Source organism: Streptomyces sp. NPDC017520, from assembly GCF_044329855.1.
Lineage (GTDB): Bacteria > Actinomycetota > Actinomycetes > Streptomycetales > Streptomycetaceae > Streptomyces.
On the sequence record NZ_JBIRKB010000003.1, the window covers coordinates 133,234 to 151,154 of the forward strand.

Below are 17,921 nucleotides of genomic sequence, written 5' to 3' on the forward strand. Positions count from 1 at the left end.
CCTTACTCACAGCCGTGACGCCACGCCCCCGCTTCATTCCGACCCAACAATGGGCGACGAGCATCCCCCGCCTGCGGAGATCGGACGGCGGGCCGCCCTCGGCCTCCCCGAACTCTGGGAGGCCACCCACGCCCGCCTCGACCTCTACCATCAGATCGCCACCGGCCAAGCCAAAACCTCGTTCCGCAACGCCCAGATAGCCATGGGCGCCGGCTTCCTGCTCCTCGTCCTCTTCGCAGGCATTGCCCTCTGGGCCAGCACCACCGCTGTCGCGATCGTCGCCGGCGGCCTCGGAGCCGTCTCCGCCGCCCTCGCCGGGTACGTCGCCAAGACGTTCATTCGCTCCCAGGAAGCCGCCGCCACTCACCTGCGGTCCTACTTCGATCAGCCCCTCGAACTCTCCCGCTACCTGGCTGCCGAGCGCCTCGTCGCCGACGGAGACCTCACCCAAGAGCAGCGGGGCGAAATACTGTCCGCGCTCGTCCAGGCCATGGTCGCCGGACCGCAGCCGCCAGCCCCGCCGCAGTCCGTAGTCGTCGCCTCCGTGCCAGGGCAACAAGGGGCGTAGGTCCGCGGAGACAGTCCTCGCGCGCAATCTTGCGCAACCCGCCCCCGGGTTGGGCCCGTCGCCTGCATGCTGGTGCCTCACCTGCGAGAACGGAGCCCCGTTGTGACGCTCAGGTTCATCGGCACCACATCTGAAGGCGGTAACTGCCCCACCCTGTACGAGGTCGTCGAGACCGGCGACATCGTCGTCCAGGGCGACCAGCTCACCGCACCCGAGGATCTTGCGCAGCTCCGGGATGTCGGCGAGCACGAGACGTTCGTCGTGATCCCCCGTGAGCTCCTGACCCGCTTCGCCCCCAAGGAGTAGCTGTGCCACTGGTCCCCTTCGAGGAGATCACCCACCTGTTCGCCGACTTCGAGCACACCGCGTTCCGCCTGGAGACTCGCCGCGGGTACGCCACAGACCGGGCCGGGGAACGGTTCCAGGCGTTCATGCGAGGCGTGAACCCGCAGCCGGTACCGGGCAACGCCTGGAACACGAACGTGCGGGAGAAGGCCGCGCAGGGCGCCCACTTCTCCCGTGTCCGGATCGTCGACGACCCGCCCACAGACGGGCAGCGGTTCCTCATGGCAACCGCGTTGAGCAACGTTGCGGCCGGCGAGGACATCCGGGTACTCAGCCGGTACGTAGCCGAGTCCGAAGGCCTGCCCGACTACGACTTCTGGCTGTTCGACTCCCGCATCCTCGCCCGGATGCACATCGACGAAACAGACACGACGGTTGGCGTCGAGGTCACCGACGATCCGACGGCAGTGCTCGCCGCGTGCCGGGCCAGGGATACCGCCTGGCCGCTCGCTACGCCCTCGGCCACCGTATGGGCGCAGGTACGTTCGTCGGTGTGAGCACCGACTTTCAGAGCGCGAGGGAAGCTCTCGGTGCGCGGCTGAACGAGCTGCGCACCGGGGCCGGGCTCAACGGCCGCGCCTTCGCCCAGCTCCTCGGCTGGCAGCCGTCGAAGGTGTCCCGGCTCCAGAACGGACGACAGACCGCCACCCCCGAAGACCTCCAGGCATGGGCAGCCGCCTGCGGGCGCCCGGAAGTGTCCGCGGACCTTCTCGGCCGGCTTCGGTTGCTGGAGTCCCGGCAACGGCACTGGCGTAAGCAGCTCGCCGCCGGCCACGCGCCGGTGCAGGATCGGTACGTCGTTGAGTACCAGCAGACCACTGTTCTCCGCGGCTATGAGGCGACGGTGATCCCCGGCCTGTTCCAGACTCCGGACTACGCCCGGCATCTGCTGATGGGGCATGCCGACTTGATCCAGACGCCCCGGGACACCGAAGCGGCTGTCGCCTCCCGCATGAGGCGCCAAGAGGTGTTGTACGCGGCGGGGAAGCTGTTCCGGGTGTTGATGTGGGAGGGGGCCCTGCATGCCCTGGTGTGCCCTCGGGAGGTGATGGCGGGGCAGCTGGACCGGCTTGTCGGGCTGATTGGGATGAGCACCGTGGAGTTCGGCATTGTGCCGCTCGGGGCGCCGATGTGCCTGACGCCGAAGCATGGGTTTTGGATCTTCGACGAGTCCCGGGTTGTCGTCGAGACGATCAACACAGAGTTGTCGTTCGACTCGGCTGACGACCTGGCCCTGTACGGGCGGACATGGGATGGGCTGAACGAGTCGGCCGCCTATGGGGCGAGGGCGCACCGGATCATCGCCCGTGCACGGCACCTGATCGCCCCGACCTGAGCAATCCGCCCCAACGTCGGGCCGGGGTCGCGCAATCTCGCGCAATCACCGGGACTGCTCTATCGGGCTGCTCCTACGGTCCAGGCCATGACCACACCATCGAACATCGCAGCGCCCGCACCGTTCGGGTGGTGCCACTGGCATAAAGGCCCCTCCGGCACCGCCGTCATGGTCGACCTCGTCGAGCAGAACTCCGGCCCCGGGGCAGGCCTGTACGCGTGCGCCCCGTGCCGGGAACAGCGCGGCCTGAAGCCTGTTGCCGAGCAGGCCCACGAGGTGGCCTACCGGGACTACCTGCTCCACACCACGGACTGCGAGGGGTGCAGCAGGATCGGCCGGTGCGACGTCGGCGGCCGGCTCCGCGACATCTACCAGAAAGCCCTGGACGGGGCGGCCTGACGGATGTGCCCTACGGCGGGCGCTCATGGCCGAGAGAGGGCAATGTGGGCACATGACAGAACTTCCAGAGGACGACCAGCCCAGCGGATCCGGGCTTGTGCCTGACAACAGTGAGTCGTCCGCGAAGGCGGACATCGGTGATCTAAGCGACCCTCTTAACCCCATGGCTACGGCCGTCGCGTTCTACAACGCGGTGATGGCCGAGGACGGGCCGGACGTCGAGAACCTCCAGCTACTTTGCACTCCCGAGTCGTGGGGAGCGTGGGGCGACTTCTTGCAGGTGATCGAAGTGATCGGCGATCGCGGGCTTGCGACCCGAGCAGATCCGCCTTCGACTGGTGAGGCGGACGTGCGCTACGCCAAACTGGTGTCCCTGCCTGACCCCAACCAGTCGGTCCGATCGGACGGGGACACGCTGGTGGAGGCGAAGATCATCACCTTGCAGTTCCGTCCCTCCAGCGGGTACTGGCGTGTCCACGGGGTCGGTGACTACATCCGCCCGGAGAATTTGCCGCCGGCCGTCTAGACGCACGAAAGCGCCCCCTGCCTGGCCAGTGAAGGGTGGGGCAGGGGGCGCGTGACGTATTGCGTTACGTATTTCGTTACACCTGGTGGGTCTTGGCCCAGTCGACCAGGTCGGCGAATGAGCCGGGGGTGATGCTGATGCGGGGCCCGGTGCGCCGCTTGCTGTCCCTGACGAGGACTTCGCCGGCGGGGCGGGCGACCTCGACGCAGGCCCCGGAGTCGGTGTAGCTGGACAGATGCCAGGTCAGTTCGTCGTCAGGCATGGGTGAGTCGCTTTCTCGCGGCTTCGATCATCCGAAGCGAGTCCACCGGGCTCGCCGCCCGCTCCTCCACATGATCGCAAGCGTGGATGAACGACAGGGCGGTTTCCGGGCGGTTGATGACCGCGGTGCCTGCCAGGTGCTCGACGAAGACGCTGCGCCCCGGCCGCGCCCGGTAGACAGTGAACGACCCGTTCAGCCCGGGATGCTCTCCTCCCTCGGGCAGGACCCGCACATCAAGGGACGGGCGCAGCGCGAGGAGGGTCATGAGGTGGTCGAGCTGTGCGGCGAGGGTGGCCGGCCCGCCGACAGGCTGCGTGAGGACTGCTTCCCCGATGACGAACCGGGCTGTACGGCCTGCTGCGCGCCCCAACGTGTCGATGCGCACGGTTCGGCCGGTGGCCCGCTTCTCGACGTCGTGCGGGGGCAGGGCGGGCGCGGACGCGCGGATTGCGGCTCGGGCGTAGTCGGCGGTCTGGAGCAGCCCCGGCATGAGCGTGGGGTGCCATCCGTGGATGTGGTCCGCCGCGGTCTCCAAAGCGAGCAGCCGGTCAAGGTGCTCGTCCAACGAGGTGGGCTCGGTCACGGTGTTCAACGGGAGTCCTTCATCAGGGTCGGGGTGGAGCGGGTACCGGCGTGCCGGGTGCGGAGCCAGGCGTTGAAGGCGCGGCGGCCGATGCGCAGGCGGAGCTTGCCGTTGTGGCAGCGGGGGCACATGCGGGGCTTCCCGAACCGCTCGATCTGACCGAGGCCGCGGCACTTTCGGCACGGAGCGAACGGCCGCAGAGCACACAGAGCGGCGTAGTAGACGGCGGCGGCGAGCAAGACGAGGCTAGCGATGAGCATGGGGTGCTTCTCCTCCCGAAACGGGGGCTATGAGGGTGCTGGGCGGGCCCCCTGCTAGGCGTTAGACGCCTGCTCAGGGGCCCGTTCGGCTGCTAGCGGGCCTGCTAGACCTAGCGGGTGCGGGTGCTAGGTCTAGCGGCCCGTTCCGGGGCTAGGCGGCGGCCCGGTCGGCGTCGCGTCGGGTGATCGCGGCGGCCACATCGGCGCGCTTGATGCCCCGCCGGTTCTTGCCCTCCCCGTCGTCGGTCTGCCCCCACACCTGGTCCGTCTTCACGCCCCACGGCTTGAGGGCGTTGGTGACGTTCTCGGCCTTCCACCCGGTGTACGTGTCGGGCCGCAGGTCGGCCAGGCGGGCGGCGATCCGCTCGCACCACACGGTCTTCTCATCGGTGCCGATCACGCCCAGGACGTCCGCGAGGACATCCATGCCGGCGGACGCTTCGGGGCCCTGGCCGATGGCGTGCCCGGTGATGTTGCCGTAAGCCTCACGCAGCTGACGGGCGCGGACGATGACCTTCTCGGCGGCGGGGCCGTCGACGAACGCTGATGCTGCGATCTGCGGGTCGTCGCCCTCACCGGACATCCAGCAGATGCCGCGGTCGGATCGGGAGAACATCGTCGCCCGGATCCCGGACTTGTACGCCCCGGTGCCGAGGACCATGTCGTTGGCCTGGTGGTTCATCACCTTCAGGCAGAACCGCAGGATCGCGTTCGCGCTGATGCCCGGCGGCAGGCTCTTGGCGTCGGGCCGCTGGGTGGCGAAGATCCCGATGATGCCGAGGGCGGGGCCGCGCTTCGCGATGTCGGTGCAGATGGATTCCAGCTCTGCCCCGTACTTCTCGTGCTCGAAGGGCACCTGGCACTCGTCGAAGCCGACGACGATCGGGTGCAGGCCGAGGCTCTTGTCGTTGGCCAGGGCCGGGGTCACCTTCGACTCGGGGCACCGGGACTTCGGCAGTGTGCGGATCACCTTGGCCCGGCGCCGCAACTCCTCCTTCAGCTCCCGCATGGCGTGCAGGACGTACAGGAGGTCTTCGTCTTCCTCGCCGGCCCGGTAGCGGTGCATGACCGGTTCCAGGGGGCCGAGGTCGCCGGTGCCCTTGAAGTCGAAGCCGTGCAGCTCGGCGCGGGGGTCGAGGGCGGCGATGAGAAGCAGGAGGCGCAGCAGGAACGTCTTGCCCATGCGGGGCACGGAGCCGATGACGACGGACACGAACATCAGGGTGACGACCATGTCCCGCATCCGCTGGTCGTTGCCGAACACCACCGGTTTGAACAGGTCGACCTGCCCGTCCTTCAGCAGCGGCCACGCGGGCTTCGTCGTCTCGTTCATCGGCTTGTCGCCGACCCACAGGATCAGCCGGCCCTCATGCTCGTCGGGGTCGGGGGACGGCCACACGCAGCCCAGCTTCCGCCGCAGCCCGGACGCAAGGGGGGAGCGGGCCTCCATGATGTCGTCCGGGGTCACACCGTAGGGAAGGTCCAGGTCAGCGCGGTACCCGGGCCCGTCCCGCACGATCTCGGAGACGAACCGCATGCCGTTCATGTCTCCGCCCTTCTTGATCGCGGCGCTGATCTTCGAGTTCCCGATGGCGTCGAGGCCGCGCAGCACGATGCTGCCGGTCATCTTCTGTACTTCGGTCTTCAGCACAGCAGGCCCGATGACCGGGGCGTCCTTCTCCTGACCGGCCAAACCGCACAGCAGCACCCCGCCCGCAGCGAACGCAGCGAGGAAGCCGGGGGCCATGACGTACAGCCACAGGGCGAACCCGGCCCCGAACACCGCGGCGACGATGGTGACCAGGCCACGGAGCCGCACCCGGTTGGCGCGCAGCCTCGACAGCGTCAGGTACTCGACGGCGTCCTCGGCCCGTACAGCGGCCTCCCGCAAGGGTGCGGCTTCCCGGTCCCACACCCACCGGTTGCTATCGGCGACGAACCGGCAGGCGCCGCGGGGCGACATCAGGCCGAGGCGCAGTGCGTAGACGGGCAGCCGTACCCCGTGGAACAGGGCGGCGTACCCGGCGTTCGCCCCGGCGTGCCGGGTGGTGGCGAGGAAATCGGCCCCGCTCCTGAGCCAGGGGGCGAGGATCGGCCGCCGCTTCTCCTGCGTCACCCCAGGTGAGGGCAGGTCCGGGTTGTCGACGGCGACCGGTGTGGTGGTCTCGGAGGCGTCCTCGACGACCGGGGCCGGCTGCTCGGCGCGGGCCTCGGGGATGGCTTCCGGCGGGATGGGGTGGAGCTTGGCGAGGGTGTGCCCGTTGACGGGGCCGATCTCAGTGTCCGTCATGCTGGTCTCTCCTGCTGCTCGGTTGGGTGGTCAGGGGCACGGGGCGGCCGGCTGTCTTGGCGGATGACGGCCGCCCCGTGGTGGATCTACTGGTTCTCGGCCCGGTTCACGGCCCGCTCACTGCGCTTGAGCTGCTGCTCGGCGTCCCGCAGCGCCTGCTTGGCGGCGGCCTTGTCCTGACGGCTCGCGGTGCGCACGGTTGCCTTGGCCTGGGCGACCGACTGCCGGTCTCCCTCGCGGACGTTGTGCAGGGCGTTCAGCTCCCGCTGGCCCCGCTCGGCGGCGGACTGGTCGATGCGCTCGATCTGCTGGCGGATCGCGGGGTCGACGCAGTCGGCGAGGGCCTGGCGGAAGCCCTTGCGGAACAGCTTTCCGCGCTGGCGGGACTCGTCTCGGCTGTAGGAGTACATGGGTGTCCTTCCTGGTCAGGCGTTGTCGGCGGTGAGGGTGGCGGCAGCGGTGGCGACGTGGGCGTAGACGGCGGCGAGGTCGCCGTGCAGCGTGATCCGCCCGGTGTTCTCCTCGACGGTGCCGAAGGGCCGGGTGAGGTACCGGTCGGCCCGGTCGGCGTGCTCCACGGCCTTGGCCAGGGCGTGGGCGCCGATTTCCTGCGGGGTCATGGTGGTCTCGGTCTGGGTCTCGCTCATGGGGTGTTCCTTTCGGGTGGGTGGTGCTGGGTTGGGTGCGGTCAGCGGTGCAGGTTGAGGCGGCTCAGGACGTGGCGGACCTCGTGGTTGTTGGTCTTCCAGCCGGCGCACACGGCGACGTGGGTGATCTCGGAGGGGCTGACCTGGCCGTGTTCGCGGTGCATGGTGCGGGCGATGCGGGCGATGAACGTGCGGCGCTGGCGGGCGGCGTGGTGACGGGCGCTCATGGGGTGGTTCCTTCCGGGTGATCGTGCAGGTGGGGGAGGGCTACTTGGGTTTGATGTCCTGCCACATGGCGCGCAGGACGAGGAGGCAGATGGTCAGGGCGACGGCGGTGATCGCGACGGCGATAGCGGACAGGGCGAACGCGACCAGGAAGATCGATCCGCCGATCCCGATCCCGATCCACTTCGCGGCACCACCGCTGCTCTGGGGCGCGGCAGGCGCGGGCGCCGCGGGCTGCTGCTGGGTGAGCTGCTGGGCCTGGAGCACAGCGGCGATGAGGGCCAGCTGCTCGCTGTTCGCCGCGGCGTCGACCGCGTCCTTGGCGGCCTTCTCGAAGTCGTTCACGCGTAGCCGCCCTCCATCGGGTGGCGGGCCGGCTTCGCCTTCTTCGCTTCGCGCGACAACGTCGTGCGGACGTAGTTCGGCTTCACCGTGATGCCGTTGATGCGTTTCACCCGGTCGGCGACATCCGAGGACGTGACATCCGGACCAAGAGCTGCGGCGGCCTCCAGGATCGCCTTCGTCTTGTTCGCGTCGACACCACCCCCGACCTGGGGTGCATCATGATGCGCATCATCCGCATCGTCGTCCCTGTCGCGTTCAACGGTGACGTTCTGCGGGGCCCCGTACAGGACGAGGGCGACCTGCACGGCATCGACCACCACCCCGTAGGTGATGAGCATCGAGGCGAGCTCGGCGGGGGGCGCATCAGGGTGCGCATCATGTGCGATGCGGATCGCCTCGGCCGGGTCCATCTCGGCGAAGCGGCGCCGCAGTACCTCCGTCGCCGAGTGCTTCACCGGGGCGACCTTGGCCGTCTCTGCCACGGTTCCCGGGAGGGCGTACATGTCGGCGAGGGCTGCACCGGCCCCGCGGGTCAGCTGCTCCCGCTGCACCTCGACGAGGCTGTGACCGAGCTGGGCGTCACCGTGGCCAACGCGGCGGGCCAGGCGCCACGAGGCACGCTCGGACCACCACTTGACCCGCTTGTCCGGGTGCTTCGCCGCACGGGCCTGGTGGAAGGCCAGGCGCTGCATCGTGGCGGCGTTCCGCCGCTGGGCTTCCATGTCGATGCCGGTGGTGTAGACGACGACCCGGCGGGCCAGGAACCCGAGCCCTTCGGCGGCGGCGGACATGGCCAGGGGGGTCATGCCGTAGACGACGGCCTCGGTGAAGTCGTCGGCGACGACCACCCCGGTCAGCCCGGCCCCGACCGGGGCCACCCACAGGCCGAGACGAACGGGCGTGGGGGCGGCCTGGCCGAGCATCGTGACACCGACCATGACCAGGGCGAGCACCAGGGTGACGCCCTCACCGGCGGCGACGACACCGATGGCGGTGGCGGCCCGGTTGAACTCCTCGACGATGTTGCTGTAGGTGCCTGCCCCGCCGAACGCGCCGACGGCGACCATCGGCAGGGCGGCGGCGGACAGAACGACCGCCTGCCCCCGGGTGAGTTTGGTGCGGGTGGTGCTCATGACGGGCTTCCGTTCTGGTCGAATCCGGCGTAGTCGCCGGGCGGGTAGACGTAGTTGGCGAGGGCGGCCTTGGCCTGGTTGAGCAGGAGGTAGGCCACCGTCCACGGGAGGGTGTCGGCCTTGGCCGTGTTGCAGGGGGCGCAGGCCAGGACCAAGTTGCGGTGCCACCCGGTGCGCCACATCGAGTAGGGGATGTAGTGGTCGAACGTGGGCGGCTCCTGGTCGGTGAAGGGGGTGCGGCAGTAGAAGCACCACCAGCCGCACCCCGGGCGGGACGCCACCAGCCGGAGGAGGACCCTCCGGCGGGCGGGCGTCTTCGCGTTGGTCCGACTCACCGGGCGGCCCTCCGGCCGCCGCGGGCCAACTCCGCCTGCAACTCGTCGATACGGGCCTGCATCAGGGTCATCTCGGCGACCATGACCACCGGCGACTCCTGCTTGCGCTCCTGGCCCGCGGCCGGCTCCTTGAGGACGGCCACGAACCGTTGCAGCTCCCTCGGCTTCAGCAGCTCGAACGAGGTGTCCAGCAGCTGCTGCATGTCCGGGCGGGGCACCGCCGTGGGCTTGGCCCGCCACGTCGCGACGGACCGGACCGACACCCCCAGGTGCCCGGCGAACCGTTCGTTCGTCATCCGCCGGGCGGTCATCAGGGCGGCGATCTCCCGGCCGGTCCACGTGCAGATGACCGGGGCGTTCTCGTCGGCGCTCACCGTGCGACCTCTCCGCCGGTGCGGGCGATGAGGTGACCGAGGAGGTTCACCCCGTGCCGGTCACCCACCGCCGTGGCGGTGAGGAGACCGGCGAACAGGGCTGGGTACTCCGGGCAGGGCCGCGGGGCCCGGTCCAGGGCCCGCAGGGCGGCGTTCTCCGTGGGCCGGGGGATCGGCCACTTGCTGCTCACTGGCCTTCACCGGCCCGGAGGTTGACCAGGTGACCGGCCATGAGGTCGATGTGGTGCGCCTGGTCCCGGAGGGCGGTGGCGATCCGGTGTGCACCGGTCGGCCCGACCTCCAGAAACCCGTCATCGGTCTCGACACCGAGGAACACGGCGTCGCGGTCGCTGTACGGCCACTGCACGAGACCGACCTCGACCAAGCTGGTCGGCCCGTGCTCGGGAGTGTCGGCCAACGCCCACACGGGCTCGCTGCGGTGGGTGATCTCCGCCTTCGCCGGCGGAACGCTGTACCCGTGCTCGACGAAGCACCACGTGGGGCAGGTCATCCGCACGATCCCGGCGTCCAGCGTCAGCACGCTGGTCGTGCCGTCCGCGTTCCTGCGGGGCTCAGGGGCCACAGTGGGCCGGTCGCCGCTCACTTGCCGGCCGCCTTCGAAGCCTGACGGCGGATCTCCGCGGCGAACTCGGCCAGCTCGTCGGCGAACGCGACGGCCTCCATCAGCGGCAGGATGTGCATGCCCTGCTCGTCATCGATGACGATGTGCGGCTTCCGCTCCGCCTCCAGGATGCTGAACGGGTCCACACCGATCCGGGCGTGCATCAGCAGCACGTCCTCGTTGCTGTTGGCGATCCCCGAAAGCGTCAGGTCGGCGTAAGCGCTGGCGTGGATGATGTCCTCGATCGGCCCCGTGTGCTCGTGGTGGGCCTCGGTGCACCAGTCGTAGCAGTCGACCTGCACCGTGACCCGGCGGACCAGTCGAGCCGCCACCGGGCCCCTGGTCCGGGTCGCAGGCTCGGGGGTGATGGTGTTGAGGAAGTCACGGACGATCGGCTCACGGTCGGCCTGCGGCAAACTGCGCGACAGCCAGATCTCACCGTCGCCGATCCGGCCGGTGAAGCGGGCGTAGTCCCCGATCTGGAGCGCCTTCGGCTCGACCTCCTCGACGGTGACCCCGAGGAGGGTCAGCAGCTTGTCGAGGGGCATGTGCGCGGTCTCGCCGACGGTCATGGACTGCCACAGCGCCCACAGGTCTTCAGTCGAGGTGGGAGACGTCGCGGCAGGCCCCGGCGCCCTCTTCGAGTACGTCTGCTCGACGGGGCTGATCCGGGCCAGGAGCTCCCTGATGATCGGCTCCCGGTCCGTCTGCGGCAGGGTGCGCTCGACCTGGATCTCGGCCTCCCCGATGCGGCCGTGGAAGTAGGCGACGATGCCGTCAGCGGCCAGCTCGCCGGGCTCGACCTCGATGAGGGTGACGCCCATGCCGGTGAGGAGTTCGGCGACGGGAATCGTCGCGACGTCTCCGAGGGTGACCGCTTTCCAGAAGGAGGCCGGGGCGACGGGGGCGGCGGCGGTGGCCGGGGTGACGGGGGCCCCGGACTGGCGGAACGTGGCCGGGATGCTGGTGCGGGCGGTATTGCTCATGGCTGGTCTCCTCAAAGCATGTGAGGGGCCCCGGCCGGCGGACAGGACACGTCCGGCCGGGGCAGTCCCGAAACCGCGGGACACGGTGGTGGAGCAGGGGCCGTCAGGCGGCGATGAGGACCGGTGCGACGGCGGGAACCTCGGCGAGGCGCTCGACCTTGAGGGACGGGGCCGACGACTTCATCGGCACGGGACCGAGCCCGTTGGCCTTGAAGATGGCCCGGATGGCGTCGAGGTCGGCGGTCTGCCGGTTCGACACGGTGCGGGTCACCAGCCAGGACCCGTACCGGCCGGCGGGGAGCCGGTCGAGGATCTTCTTCGCGGCCCGCTTGCCACGGTCACCGGCACGGGCCTGCTGGGCGGCCACGTCGAACGCGGCGGCAGCAGCCTCGACGTCGGCGACCGGGGGGACCTCATCGACCTCGTACAGGCCGGCCGGGTCCGGGGCGGCGGTGGTGGGGGCCTCGGCCATGAGAGAGGCCGGGGCGACGACCGACCGGACCGCGTCCGAGACGATGGTGACCAGGCGGGAAGGGATGAGAGACTTCAGCACAGCGGTACTCCTGTTCACGCAGGTTTTCCGTGAGGCCCTCGTTCGGTGTGCTACCACCAGCGGGGGCCGCTTCAATGTGACTGCTAATGCAGATTAGCATTGGAAGATGCGATAGAGCAACCCTGTCGTGCGGGAGTATCGCGGGCGGCGCGCTGGCCGCAGTACACATTCAGTACGGGTGATCCCCAGACGTTGCGGGATAACGAGAGACGTGTACGGATGACAAACTCGCAGGTCAGAGGCCGTATGGGCTTCCGTCGCAGGTCGAGAAACTGGCCTGATAGACCTCGTAATGCGTAGGTCTCGGGTTCGAATCCCGAAGGCGGCTCAGAAAATCCCCAGGTCACATAGCCCGTGACCTGGGGTTTTCTGTTGCTCGGGGCATGGCGGGTCACACGGCCGAGTTGCCGTGACGTTGCTTGCGTGAGCGGTGCGTGAGCGGAGCCGCTCGGATACCTACTTCTTGGGCTTGCGGCGGGTGGCCTTCTTGGCGGCCTTGGCCTGGGCTTTCACCTTGTCCCGCTTCGGCTTGCCGCCGCCCTTGCCGACGTCGGCCGCCTTGGCCGCAACCTTCCTGGCTTTCTCCTTCTTCGCGGCCTTGCGCGCGGCCTTCTCGGCCTCGGCCCTCCGCTGGAGGGGGACGAGCTTTGCGGTGGCCTCGGCGGCGCTCCTGCCGACGTGGGGGAGGACGCTCTGGTAGATGTCCCGCGTGATGCGGGTGTCACTGTGCCCAAGGGTGTCCGACACGATCTTGATGTCGATGTCGGCGGCGAGCATGAGGGTGGCAGCGCCGTGGCGCAGATCGTGCAGGCGGATCGGCGGGAGGCCAGAGGCGGCGACGAGGCGCTCGAAGAGGTCGGTCACCTTGCCGGGGTGGAGCCAGGAGCCGTCTTCCTGCGTGAAGACGTGGCCGGTCTCGACCCAGGCTGTGCCCCATTCTTCGCGAGCCGTTTCCTGCCGTTCGCGGTGGTGCTTCAGGACGTCGACCGTGTCGTCGTCGAGGGCAACCACGCGGGAGCCGCTGTCGGTCTTGGGGTCGGACGCCTCCACCTCCCAGCCGTCCTGGACGAGTTGAGAGGAGACGGTGAGGGAGTGGGTGTCGAGGTTCGTCTCCGACCACGGCTGGCCGCACGCCTCGCCACGGCGGAGGCCGCGGAAGGCGATGAGGTGCCACATCGCGTACAGCCGGTCCTCAGCGACGAAGTCGAGGAAGGCGCCGGTCTGCTGGGGCGTCCAGACCATCACGGGGGACGGCTTCTCGCCCGTCTGCTCCCATTTGGCGACCCGCTCGTCGGTCCACACCAGCGCCTTCGGCTTGCGTACGGGGTCGATCTCGACGTGGGCGGCCGGGTTGAACGTGATGATCTGCTGCCCGATCGCCTCGTTCAGGGCCGCACGAAGAGTGGCCTTGACGTGCAGGCGCGTGGCCGGTCCGGTGACACGCCTGAAGGGCGGCATCTCGTCGATCGCGGCCTTCATCGCCTTGCGACGAGCCCGGTTTCCGACGCCCTTCGTCCACGGCACCGTCGCCAACTCGTCGAGTGCGGCCCTTCGCTGGGCGTTGTCCTCCAGGATCTGGGCGTTGGCCTCGCGGATGTCGGTGAACATCTCGCTGAGGTGGCTGACGCGCAGCCGGTCCAGGCGCCGGTTGCCGATGCGCGGCTTCAGGTGGACGCGGATGTCGGTCTCGTAGCGGTTGAGACCGGATTTGCGTATGCGCTTGCCGGCCAGCCACCGGTCGAGCCATTCGGCGACGGTCAGGCTTCCGATGAGGTCCTGACCGGAGTTGAGGCGCCGCCGCGTCTCCTCGACCTCGGGCAGAGGTGACCGCTCTCGACTTACCTCGGCCAGCATCTCGGCGAGCAGTTCGGTGCCCTCGGGGTCGTCCGAGTCGGCGAGCCCGAGGAGGGCGCGTACGCGGTCGAGGTCGGCCTGGGCGGCCTTGAGACTCGCGTACCCGCCACGGGCGAAGGAGCGGCGGCTGCCGTCCTCGCGGGGTGAGAGCTCCTGGCGTACGGAGTAGGTGCAGTGGTTCCTGCTGTTGCGCTTGGGGCAGGAGGTGCCGAGTTCCCTGCCGGTCCTCGGGTCGCGGCAGGAGCAGCGGCGGTAGGTGGAGCCCTTCAAAGATCATTCTCCTCGCGGGTTTCGGGATCGCTCCCGGATGAGTCGATTACGTCGGTCAGGTCGGGCCACAGGAACGGGGGCGTGACGCCCTCTTCCTCGATGAAGGCGCGAACTCTGCGCAGGCGGTCTTCGGCGTCGTCGGCCGTCTCGGCGGCACGGGCCTGGGAGCGGAGGGCCTCGGCCTTCCGGTCGGCATTCGGGGCGGTCTGGGCGTGGTAGCGCGCGTACTCCTCGTCGCGTCGCGCACTTCGAAGCCGCTCCTGGGCGGCGTGATGGGCTCGGAAGTAGCGGAGCATGTCGTCGTCCGCGCCGAGATCGGTCTCCTCCCCCGTGAACCAGCGCAGTGCATCCAGAGTGGAAGTCGAGTCCTGGAGCGGGAGCCGCTGCACGTCCTCGATGTAGCCCACGGGATAGAGGAGGCAGATGGGTGGGGTGTTCAGGGCTTCGGCCAGCACCATGATGTCGACCAAGGGCAGGTTGGAGCGGCGTCCGGACTCCATGTTGGCGATGACGTTGCGGGGGATCGGATGGCCGATCTCCGCGCATCTGTCGGCCAAGTCCTGTGCGCTCCAACCCAGTTCCTTCCGTCGTCTGCGGACCTCGGCGGCCACGGTGGCCATGACCTGGTCCACCCACTCCGGGACGTCGTCCTCGTCGTCGGCCTTGCTCGATCCATGGTGACTTCGGCGTTGTGTCATGTAGACACATTAGCTCGCTTAGCGTTGATTCCAAGACCTGGAGACGGACGCGGAGGTCGCGTTCGCCGTGGGCTCAGTCATGGATGGAGTGCGCATGCGCCAGAACGAAGACGCCGGAGGGGCGAAGGGGATGAGTCGCGAGGAGCTTCTGGGACTCCCGGCGGCCGTTGACCTGGAGACGGGTAACCGGGCGCTGGGGCTCGGCCGGAGCAAGGGCTACGAGTTGGCCAAGCGCGGCCAGTACCCGTGCAAGGTGCTCAGGCTCGGGAACGCCTACCGGGTGGTGACGGCAGACCTGTTGGCCTTGCTGGGGCTGGCCGCATGAGGCATCTGATGCGCCGTAGGCGCTTCTGCGCTGAGCTGACACAGAAACGCTGGACTGTGGCACGCCGTGGACGTACTGTCCGTGGTCGCTCGCGGTACCGGGACCCCCGCGAGAAGAGGGAGAGCCTCCGACGGTGCAACGCCGGAGGCTCCAGGACTCCCCAGCAATCCCGTGAGATCCGACCCGGCGGCAAGGGCGTGCAAGCCCGCAGCCGCCAGACGAGGAGCCGCCCAGTGCAACCTGAGAACCCCGACTCCTATTCCATCCCCGCCCGAGCGGCCTGGCCCGCCACGGCCATCCCCGGCCGGCCCGGCGCTCATCTGGGTCCGACCCAGGCCGCCTCTGCCACAGCGGAGATGCACGATGGTCCGGCTGACGGCAGCGAGACGGACCCGGCGAAGAGCCTGGAGACCATTCCCGACGCGGAGCCGACACCAGGCTCGGATCTGCTGGACGAACTGCGCTCCCAGATAGCCCAGTTCGTGATCCCGCCCTCTCCCGAGGCGCTGGACGCGACCACCCTCTGGGTGGCGGCGACGCAGCTCCAGCCCGCCTGGCAGCACGCCCCTCGGCTGGCAGTGGTGGGACCTGCGAAACGGTGTGGAAAGTCCCGGCTCCTGGACGTGCTGACCGAGACGGTCCACGAGCCGATGCTCACCATCAACACCACACCAGCGGCTATCTTCCGTTCGATCAACGAGGAGGAGCCACCGACGCTGCTGGTGGACGAGGCCGACACCATCTTCGGCCCCAAGGTCGCGGAGAAGAACGAGGAGACACGCGGCCTCCTCAACGCCGGCCACCAGCGCGGCCGGTACGTCACTCGGGTCGTCGGCAACGACCACACCCCGCACAAGTTCGCCACCTTCGCCATGGCGGCCATCGCGGGCATCGGTGACCTGCCGGACACCGTCATGGATCGATCCGTCGTCATCCGTATGCGCCGCAGGGCCGAGGGTGAGAAGGTCAAACCCTTCCGCTCGCGACGCGACATCCCGGCTCTGCACGAACTGCGCGACCGTATCCGTGCCTGGGCCCTCCCGCTACTGGAGGACGCTGCGAGCCTGGAGCCGGAGATGCCGGTCGAGGATCGAGCCGCCGACACCTGGGAGCCTCTGGTGATCATCGCGGACCTGGCCGGCGGCCGCTGGCCACGGCTTGCGCGGATCGCGTGCGCACGGATGGTCGCCGCCGAGGTGGCAGCTGAGGAAGACCACCCGAGTGGGGCGCGCATCCTCGCTGACATCCGACGAGTCTTCTTCGCGCAGCGGGAGGCGGACAGCCTCTCCACCGAAGACCTCCTGCACCACCTGAACGCGGACGCCGAAGCCCCGTGGGGAGAGCGTGGACGCCACGGCCTGACCTCCCGGGAGCTCAGCGGGATGCTGCGCGACTACGACATCCGGCCCGGCAACGTGCGCATGGCGGACCGGACTCAGCGCAAGGGCTACACGCGCAACAAGTTCTTGGACGCCTGGCGGCGGTACTGCCCGACCGTCCACCCGGTCGACGCTCGTCGCGGCGAAGGCTGACCCCCACATCCCTGGTTGCCGTACTTGCCGTCCCTGCCGTGATCGTGCAGGTCAGGGCACACATAAGCAAGACGGCAGCCGAGGGGCGAGACGGCAGCGCACGCGCCTGAGCACGTGCATCCAGCAGAGGCACGGCGTCCAGATCCGTCTTACCCCGTCCCAGGCGTCCTCGCCGTATTGCCGCAGGTCACAGTCCTGCTCGCTGGGACGGCTGCCGTAACCGGCCGTCCCAGCGGGTGCCGGCGCTCGGACACGAGCCGGGGCGGATCCGCCTCACCTCTGTCCCGAGTCGGGACAAGACGCCAGCGCTTCCCGCCAAGACGGGCACGTCAGGCGCGCTGCCGTACCGCGCTGACCTGCACGTGCAACGCACAAGACGGCGAAGACGCCCCTCACCCACTACCCCCAAGGAGATTCCCGCTTGACCGCCCCGCACCTCACCATGTCATCGCCGCAGACACGAGATGACGTCCCAGCCGAAGAGCAGCGACCGAGGCGTGCCGACGCAGAGCAGCTCGCGCTCGGTGCGGCCGGCATCGTCATCGTGGCCCTGACAGCCGGAGCGTTCTGGCTGTCCTACGCGCACCTCGCCGATGTCGCCGGCCAGCACGGGCTCGGCGCATCCCCCATCCGCCGGTGGGCTTGGCCTGCCACCTTGGACGCGTTCATCGTCGCCGGCGAACTGCTCATGCTGCGTGCTGCGCTCCGGCGTACGACCGACCTCTGGGCGGTCGCCGTGACCGCTGCCGGATCGGTCGGCTCCATCGCACTGAACGTCGCTGGCGTCAGCGGCGCGGACAACGGACGCAGCGTTCCGCTCCTCGACTACGTGGTCGCTGCCGTCCCTCCGGCCGCCGCGATGGTCGCGTTCGGCGTGCTGATGCGACAGATCCACCAGCTTGTGGCACCAACCGATGCCCCATCCGGTATCGGCTCCGTAGCTGTGCGGAACCGGCCGGTCGGTGAGCATAGTGAGGGCCGATGGCAGGACGCTGCCGTTGACGATCCGTGCCCTTCTGGCGAGGAGCGGACGGAATCTACGCCCTTGGTATCAGAGGCCAAACCAGTCGGCGGCCGTCCTCCGAAGGCGACCATCGCGGAACTGAAGGCCATCGGCCGGGCCACCGGTCGCCAGCACGGCAAACTCACGCGTGACCTGCTGCGAGCTGCTGTGAAGGAACGGAATCTGACGATCGGAAGCGCGCGGCAGACCGAAGTCATGGAGTCGCTCCGGCCGGAACTCGAAGCCGCTGGCATCAAGGTCTCCGGAGGCTGACGCCTCGCGTGCTCCGGTGACCGGAACCCTTCCGGTCACCCGAGCACCCGCCGGTCGCCCCGCAGATCCCCACAACCTGTGGACAACGCGATGGCTCGCGCCACCGGGTCGCCGTCATCCTGTCCGCCGAGCCGCATCTGGAGCATCTTCCATGCAGCACAGTCAGCACCTACCTGA

26 protein-coding genes are annotated in these 17,921 nt (G+C 69.1%); 9 read left to right on the top strand and 17 right to left on the bottom strand.

The genetic code is table 11. The annotated features are described in order from the left end of the window. Positions 1-49 precede the first annotated feature (49 nt). The 6 genes from ACH4KB_RS08355 to ACH4KB_RS08380 all read left to right on the top strand — a co-directional run bounded on the left by ACH4KB_RS08355 (position 50) and on the right by ACH4KB_RS08380 (position 3,174). Positions 50-568 (top strand): hypothetical protein, encoded by a 519-nt coding sequence (locus ACH4KB_RS08355; protein ID WP_398064898.1) that lies wholly within the window; start codon positions 50-52, stop codon positions 566-568. 102 nt (positions 569-670) lie between these two features. Beyond that, a complete protein-coding gene (locus ACH4KB_RS08360; protein WP_018489427.1) occupies positions 671-874 on the top strand; it encodes a hypothetical protein in 204 nt (67 codons plus the stop codon). 2 nt (positions 875-876) lie between these two features. Then, positions 877-1,410 carry a DUF6879 family protein gene (locus ACH4KB_RS08365; RefSeq protein ID WP_398064900.1) on the top strand — a complete coding sequence of 178 codons (534 nt, stop codon included), beginning with the start codon at positions 877-879 and terminating at the stop codon, positions 1,408-1,410. Further along, positions 1,407-2,249, top strand: a complete 843-nt coding sequence (locus ACH4KB_RS08370) for a helix-turn-helix domain-containing protein (protein WP_398064902.1) — start codon at positions 1,407-1,409, stop codon at positions 2,247-2,249. Before ACH4KB_RS08365 ends, ACH4KB_RS08370 begins: the two co-directional genes overlap by 4 nt. Before the next feature lie 168 nt (positions 2,250-2,417). Next, positions 2,418-2,648 carry a hypothetical protein gene (locus tag ACH4KB_RS08375; protein ID WP_398064904.1) on the top strand — a complete coding sequence of 77 codons (231 nt, stop codon included), beginning with the start codon at positions 2,418-2,420 and terminating at the stop codon, positions 2,646-2,648. A 163-nt stretch (positions 2,649-2,811) separates the two neighbouring features. After that, positions 2,812-3,174, top strand: a complete 363-nt coding sequence (locus ACH4KB_RS08380) for a hypothetical protein (RefSeq protein WP_398064906.1) — start codon at positions 2,812-2,814, stop codon at positions 3,172-3,174. Between the two features lie 76 nt (positions 3,175-3,250). Here ACH4KB_RS08380 and ACH4KB_RS08385 read toward each other — a convergent pair whose 3' ends face one another. The 17 genes from ACH4KB_RS08385 to ACH4KB_RS08465 form a co-directional block, all read right to left on the bottom strand. Then, positions 3,251-3,436, bottom strand: a complete 186-nt coding sequence (locus tag ACH4KB_RS08385; protein ID WP_398064908.1) for a DUF397 domain-containing protein — start codon at positions 3,434-3,436, stop codon at positions 3,251-3,253. Next, positions 3,429-4,019 carry a DUF5753 domain-containing protein gene (locus ACH4KB_RS08390; RefSeq protein ID WP_398065606.1) on the bottom strand — a complete coding sequence of 197 codons (591 nt, stop codon included), beginning with the start codon at positions 4,017-4,019 and terminating at the stop codon, positions 3,429-3,431. The genes ACH4KB_RS08385 and ACH4KB_RS08390 overlap by 8 nt, the downstream gene beginning before the upstream one ends. Positions 4,020-4,024: 5 nt before the next feature. Further along, positions 4,025-4,279: a hypothetical protein gene (locus ACH4KB_RS08395; protein WP_398064910.1), complete on the bottom strand. Its 255-nt coding sequence runs from the start codon at positions 4,277-4,279 to the stop codon at positions 4,025-4,027. Positions 4,280-4,430: 151 nt separating this feature from the next. Further along, positions 4,431-6,569 (bottom strand): cell division protein FtsK, encoded by a 2,139-nt coding sequence (locus ACH4KB_RS08400; RefSeq protein WP_398064912.1) that lies wholly within the window; start codon positions 6,567-6,569, stop codon positions 4,431-4,433. Positions 6,570-6,655: 86 nt separating this feature from the next. After that, positions 6,656-6,979 (bottom strand): hypothetical protein, encoded by a 324-nt coding sequence (locus ACH4KB_RS08405; RefSeq protein ID WP_398064914.1) that lies wholly within the window; start codon positions 6,977-6,979, stop codon positions 6,656-6,658. A 15-nt stretch (positions 6,980-6,994) separates the two neighbouring features. After that, positions 6,995-7,216: a hypothetical protein gene (locus ACH4KB_RS08410; protein ID WP_398064916.1), complete on the bottom strand. Its 222-nt coding sequence runs from the start codon at positions 7,214-7,216 to the stop codon at positions 6,995-6,997. A 41-nt stretch (positions 7,217-7,257) separates the two neighbouring features. Continuing rightward, positions 7,258-7,443 (bottom strand): hypothetical protein, encoded by a 186-nt coding sequence (locus tag ACH4KB_RS08415; RefSeq protein ID WP_398064917.1) that lies wholly within the window; start codon positions 7,441-7,443, stop codon positions 7,258-7,260. A gap of 40 nt (positions 7,444-7,483) precedes the next feature. Further along, on the bottom strand, positions 7,484-7,786 hold the full coding sequence (locus ACH4KB_RS08420; protein WP_398064919.1) for a hypothetical protein: 303 nt from the start codon (positions 7,784-7,786) through the stop codon (positions 7,484-7,486). Continuing rightward, positions 7,783-8,919 carry a conjugal transfer protein gene (locus tag ACH4KB_RS08425; RefSeq protein ID WP_398064921.1) on the bottom strand — a complete coding sequence of 379 codons (1,137 nt, stop codon included), beginning with the start codon at positions 8,917-8,919 and terminating at the stop codon, positions 7,783-7,785. The genes ACH4KB_RS08420 and ACH4KB_RS08425 overlap by 4 nt, the downstream gene beginning before the upstream one ends. After that, positions 8,916-9,254 (bottom strand): HNH endonuclease, encoded by a 339-nt coding sequence (locus tag ACH4KB_RS08430; RefSeq protein WP_398064923.1) that lies wholly within the window; start codon positions 9,252-9,254, stop codon positions 8,916-8,918. Before ACH4KB_RS08430 ends, ACH4KB_RS08425 begins: the two co-directional genes overlap by 4 nt. Further along, positions 9,251-9,628 (bottom strand): hypothetical protein, encoded by a 378-nt coding sequence (locus ACH4KB_RS08435; protein WP_398064925.1) that lies wholly within the window; start codon positions 9,626-9,628, stop codon positions 9,251-9,253. Before ACH4KB_RS08435 ends, ACH4KB_RS08430 begins: the two co-directional genes overlap by 4 nt. Further along, a complete protein-coding gene (locus ACH4KB_RS08440) occupies positions 9,625-9,819 on the bottom strand; it encodes a hypothetical protein (RefSeq protein ID WP_398064927.1) in 195 nt (64 codons plus the stop codon). The genes ACH4KB_RS08435 and ACH4KB_RS08440 overlap by 4 nt, the downstream gene beginning before the upstream one ends. After that, the gene (locus ACH4KB_RS08445; RefSeq protein ID WP_398064929.1) at positions 9,816-10,232 is read right to left on the bottom strand and encodes a DUF6907 domain-containing protein; all 417 of its coding nucleotides are present in this window, start codon (positions 10,230-10,232) and stop codon (positions 9,816-9,818) included. Before ACH4KB_RS08445 ends, ACH4KB_RS08440 begins: the two co-directional genes overlap by 4 nt. After that, on the bottom strand, positions 10,229-11,236 hold the full coding sequence (locus ACH4KB_RS08450) for a DUF6907 domain-containing protein (RefSeq protein WP_398064931.1): 1,008 nt from the start codon (positions 11,234-11,236) through the stop codon (positions 10,229-10,231). The genes ACH4KB_RS08445 and ACH4KB_RS08450 overlap by 4 nt, the downstream gene beginning before the upstream one ends. A 103-nt stretch (positions 11,237-11,339) precedes the next feature. Beyond that, positions 11,340-11,789: a hypothetical protein gene (locus tag ACH4KB_RS08455; protein ID WP_398064932.1), complete on the bottom strand. Its 450-nt coding sequence runs from the start codon at positions 11,787-11,789 to the stop codon at positions 11,340-11,342. Positions 11,790-12,245: 456 nt separating this feature from the next. Next, positions 12,246-13,913, bottom strand: a complete 1,668-nt coding sequence (locus tag ACH4KB_RS08460; RefSeq protein ID WP_398064934.1) for a tyrosine-type recombinase/integrase — start codon at positions 13,911-13,913, stop codon at positions 12,246-12,248. Continuing rightward, a complete protein-coding gene (locus tag ACH4KB_RS08465; RefSeq protein WP_398064936.1) occupies positions 13,910-14,611 on the bottom strand; it encodes a helix-turn-helix domain-containing protein in 702 nt (233 codons plus the stop codon). The genes ACH4KB_RS08460 and ACH4KB_RS08465 overlap by 4 nt, the downstream gene beginning before the upstream one ends. Positions 14,612-14,705: 94 nt before the next feature. On the opposite strand from ACH4KB_RS08465, the gene ACH4KB_RS08470 reads away from it, so the two are divergent. The 3 genes from ACH4KB_RS08470 to ACH4KB_RS08480 all read left to right on the top strand — a co-directional run bounded on the left by ACH4KB_RS08470 (position 14,706) and on the right by ACH4KB_RS08480 (position 17,744). Further along, positions 14,706-14,936: a hypothetical protein gene (locus ACH4KB_RS08470; RefSeq protein ID WP_037630553.1), complete on the top strand. Its 231-nt coding sequence runs from the start codon at positions 14,706-14,708 to the stop codon at positions 14,934-14,936. A gap of 356 nt (positions 14,937-15,292) precedes the next feature. After that, a complete protein-coding gene (locus tag ACH4KB_RS08475) occupies positions 15,293-16,468 on the top strand; it encodes a DUF3631 domain-containing protein (protein WP_398065607.1) in 1,176 nt (391 codons plus the stop codon). A 421-nt stretch (positions 16,469-16,889) separates the two neighbouring features. Continuing rightward, the gene (locus tag ACH4KB_RS08480) at positions 16,890-17,744 is read left to right on the top strand and encodes a DUF2637 domain-containing protein (RefSeq protein WP_398064938.1); all 855 of its coding nucleotides are present in this window, start codon (positions 16,890-16,892) and stop codon (positions 17,742-17,744) included. The last annotated feature ends 177 nt before the right edge of the window (positions 17,745-17,921 follow it).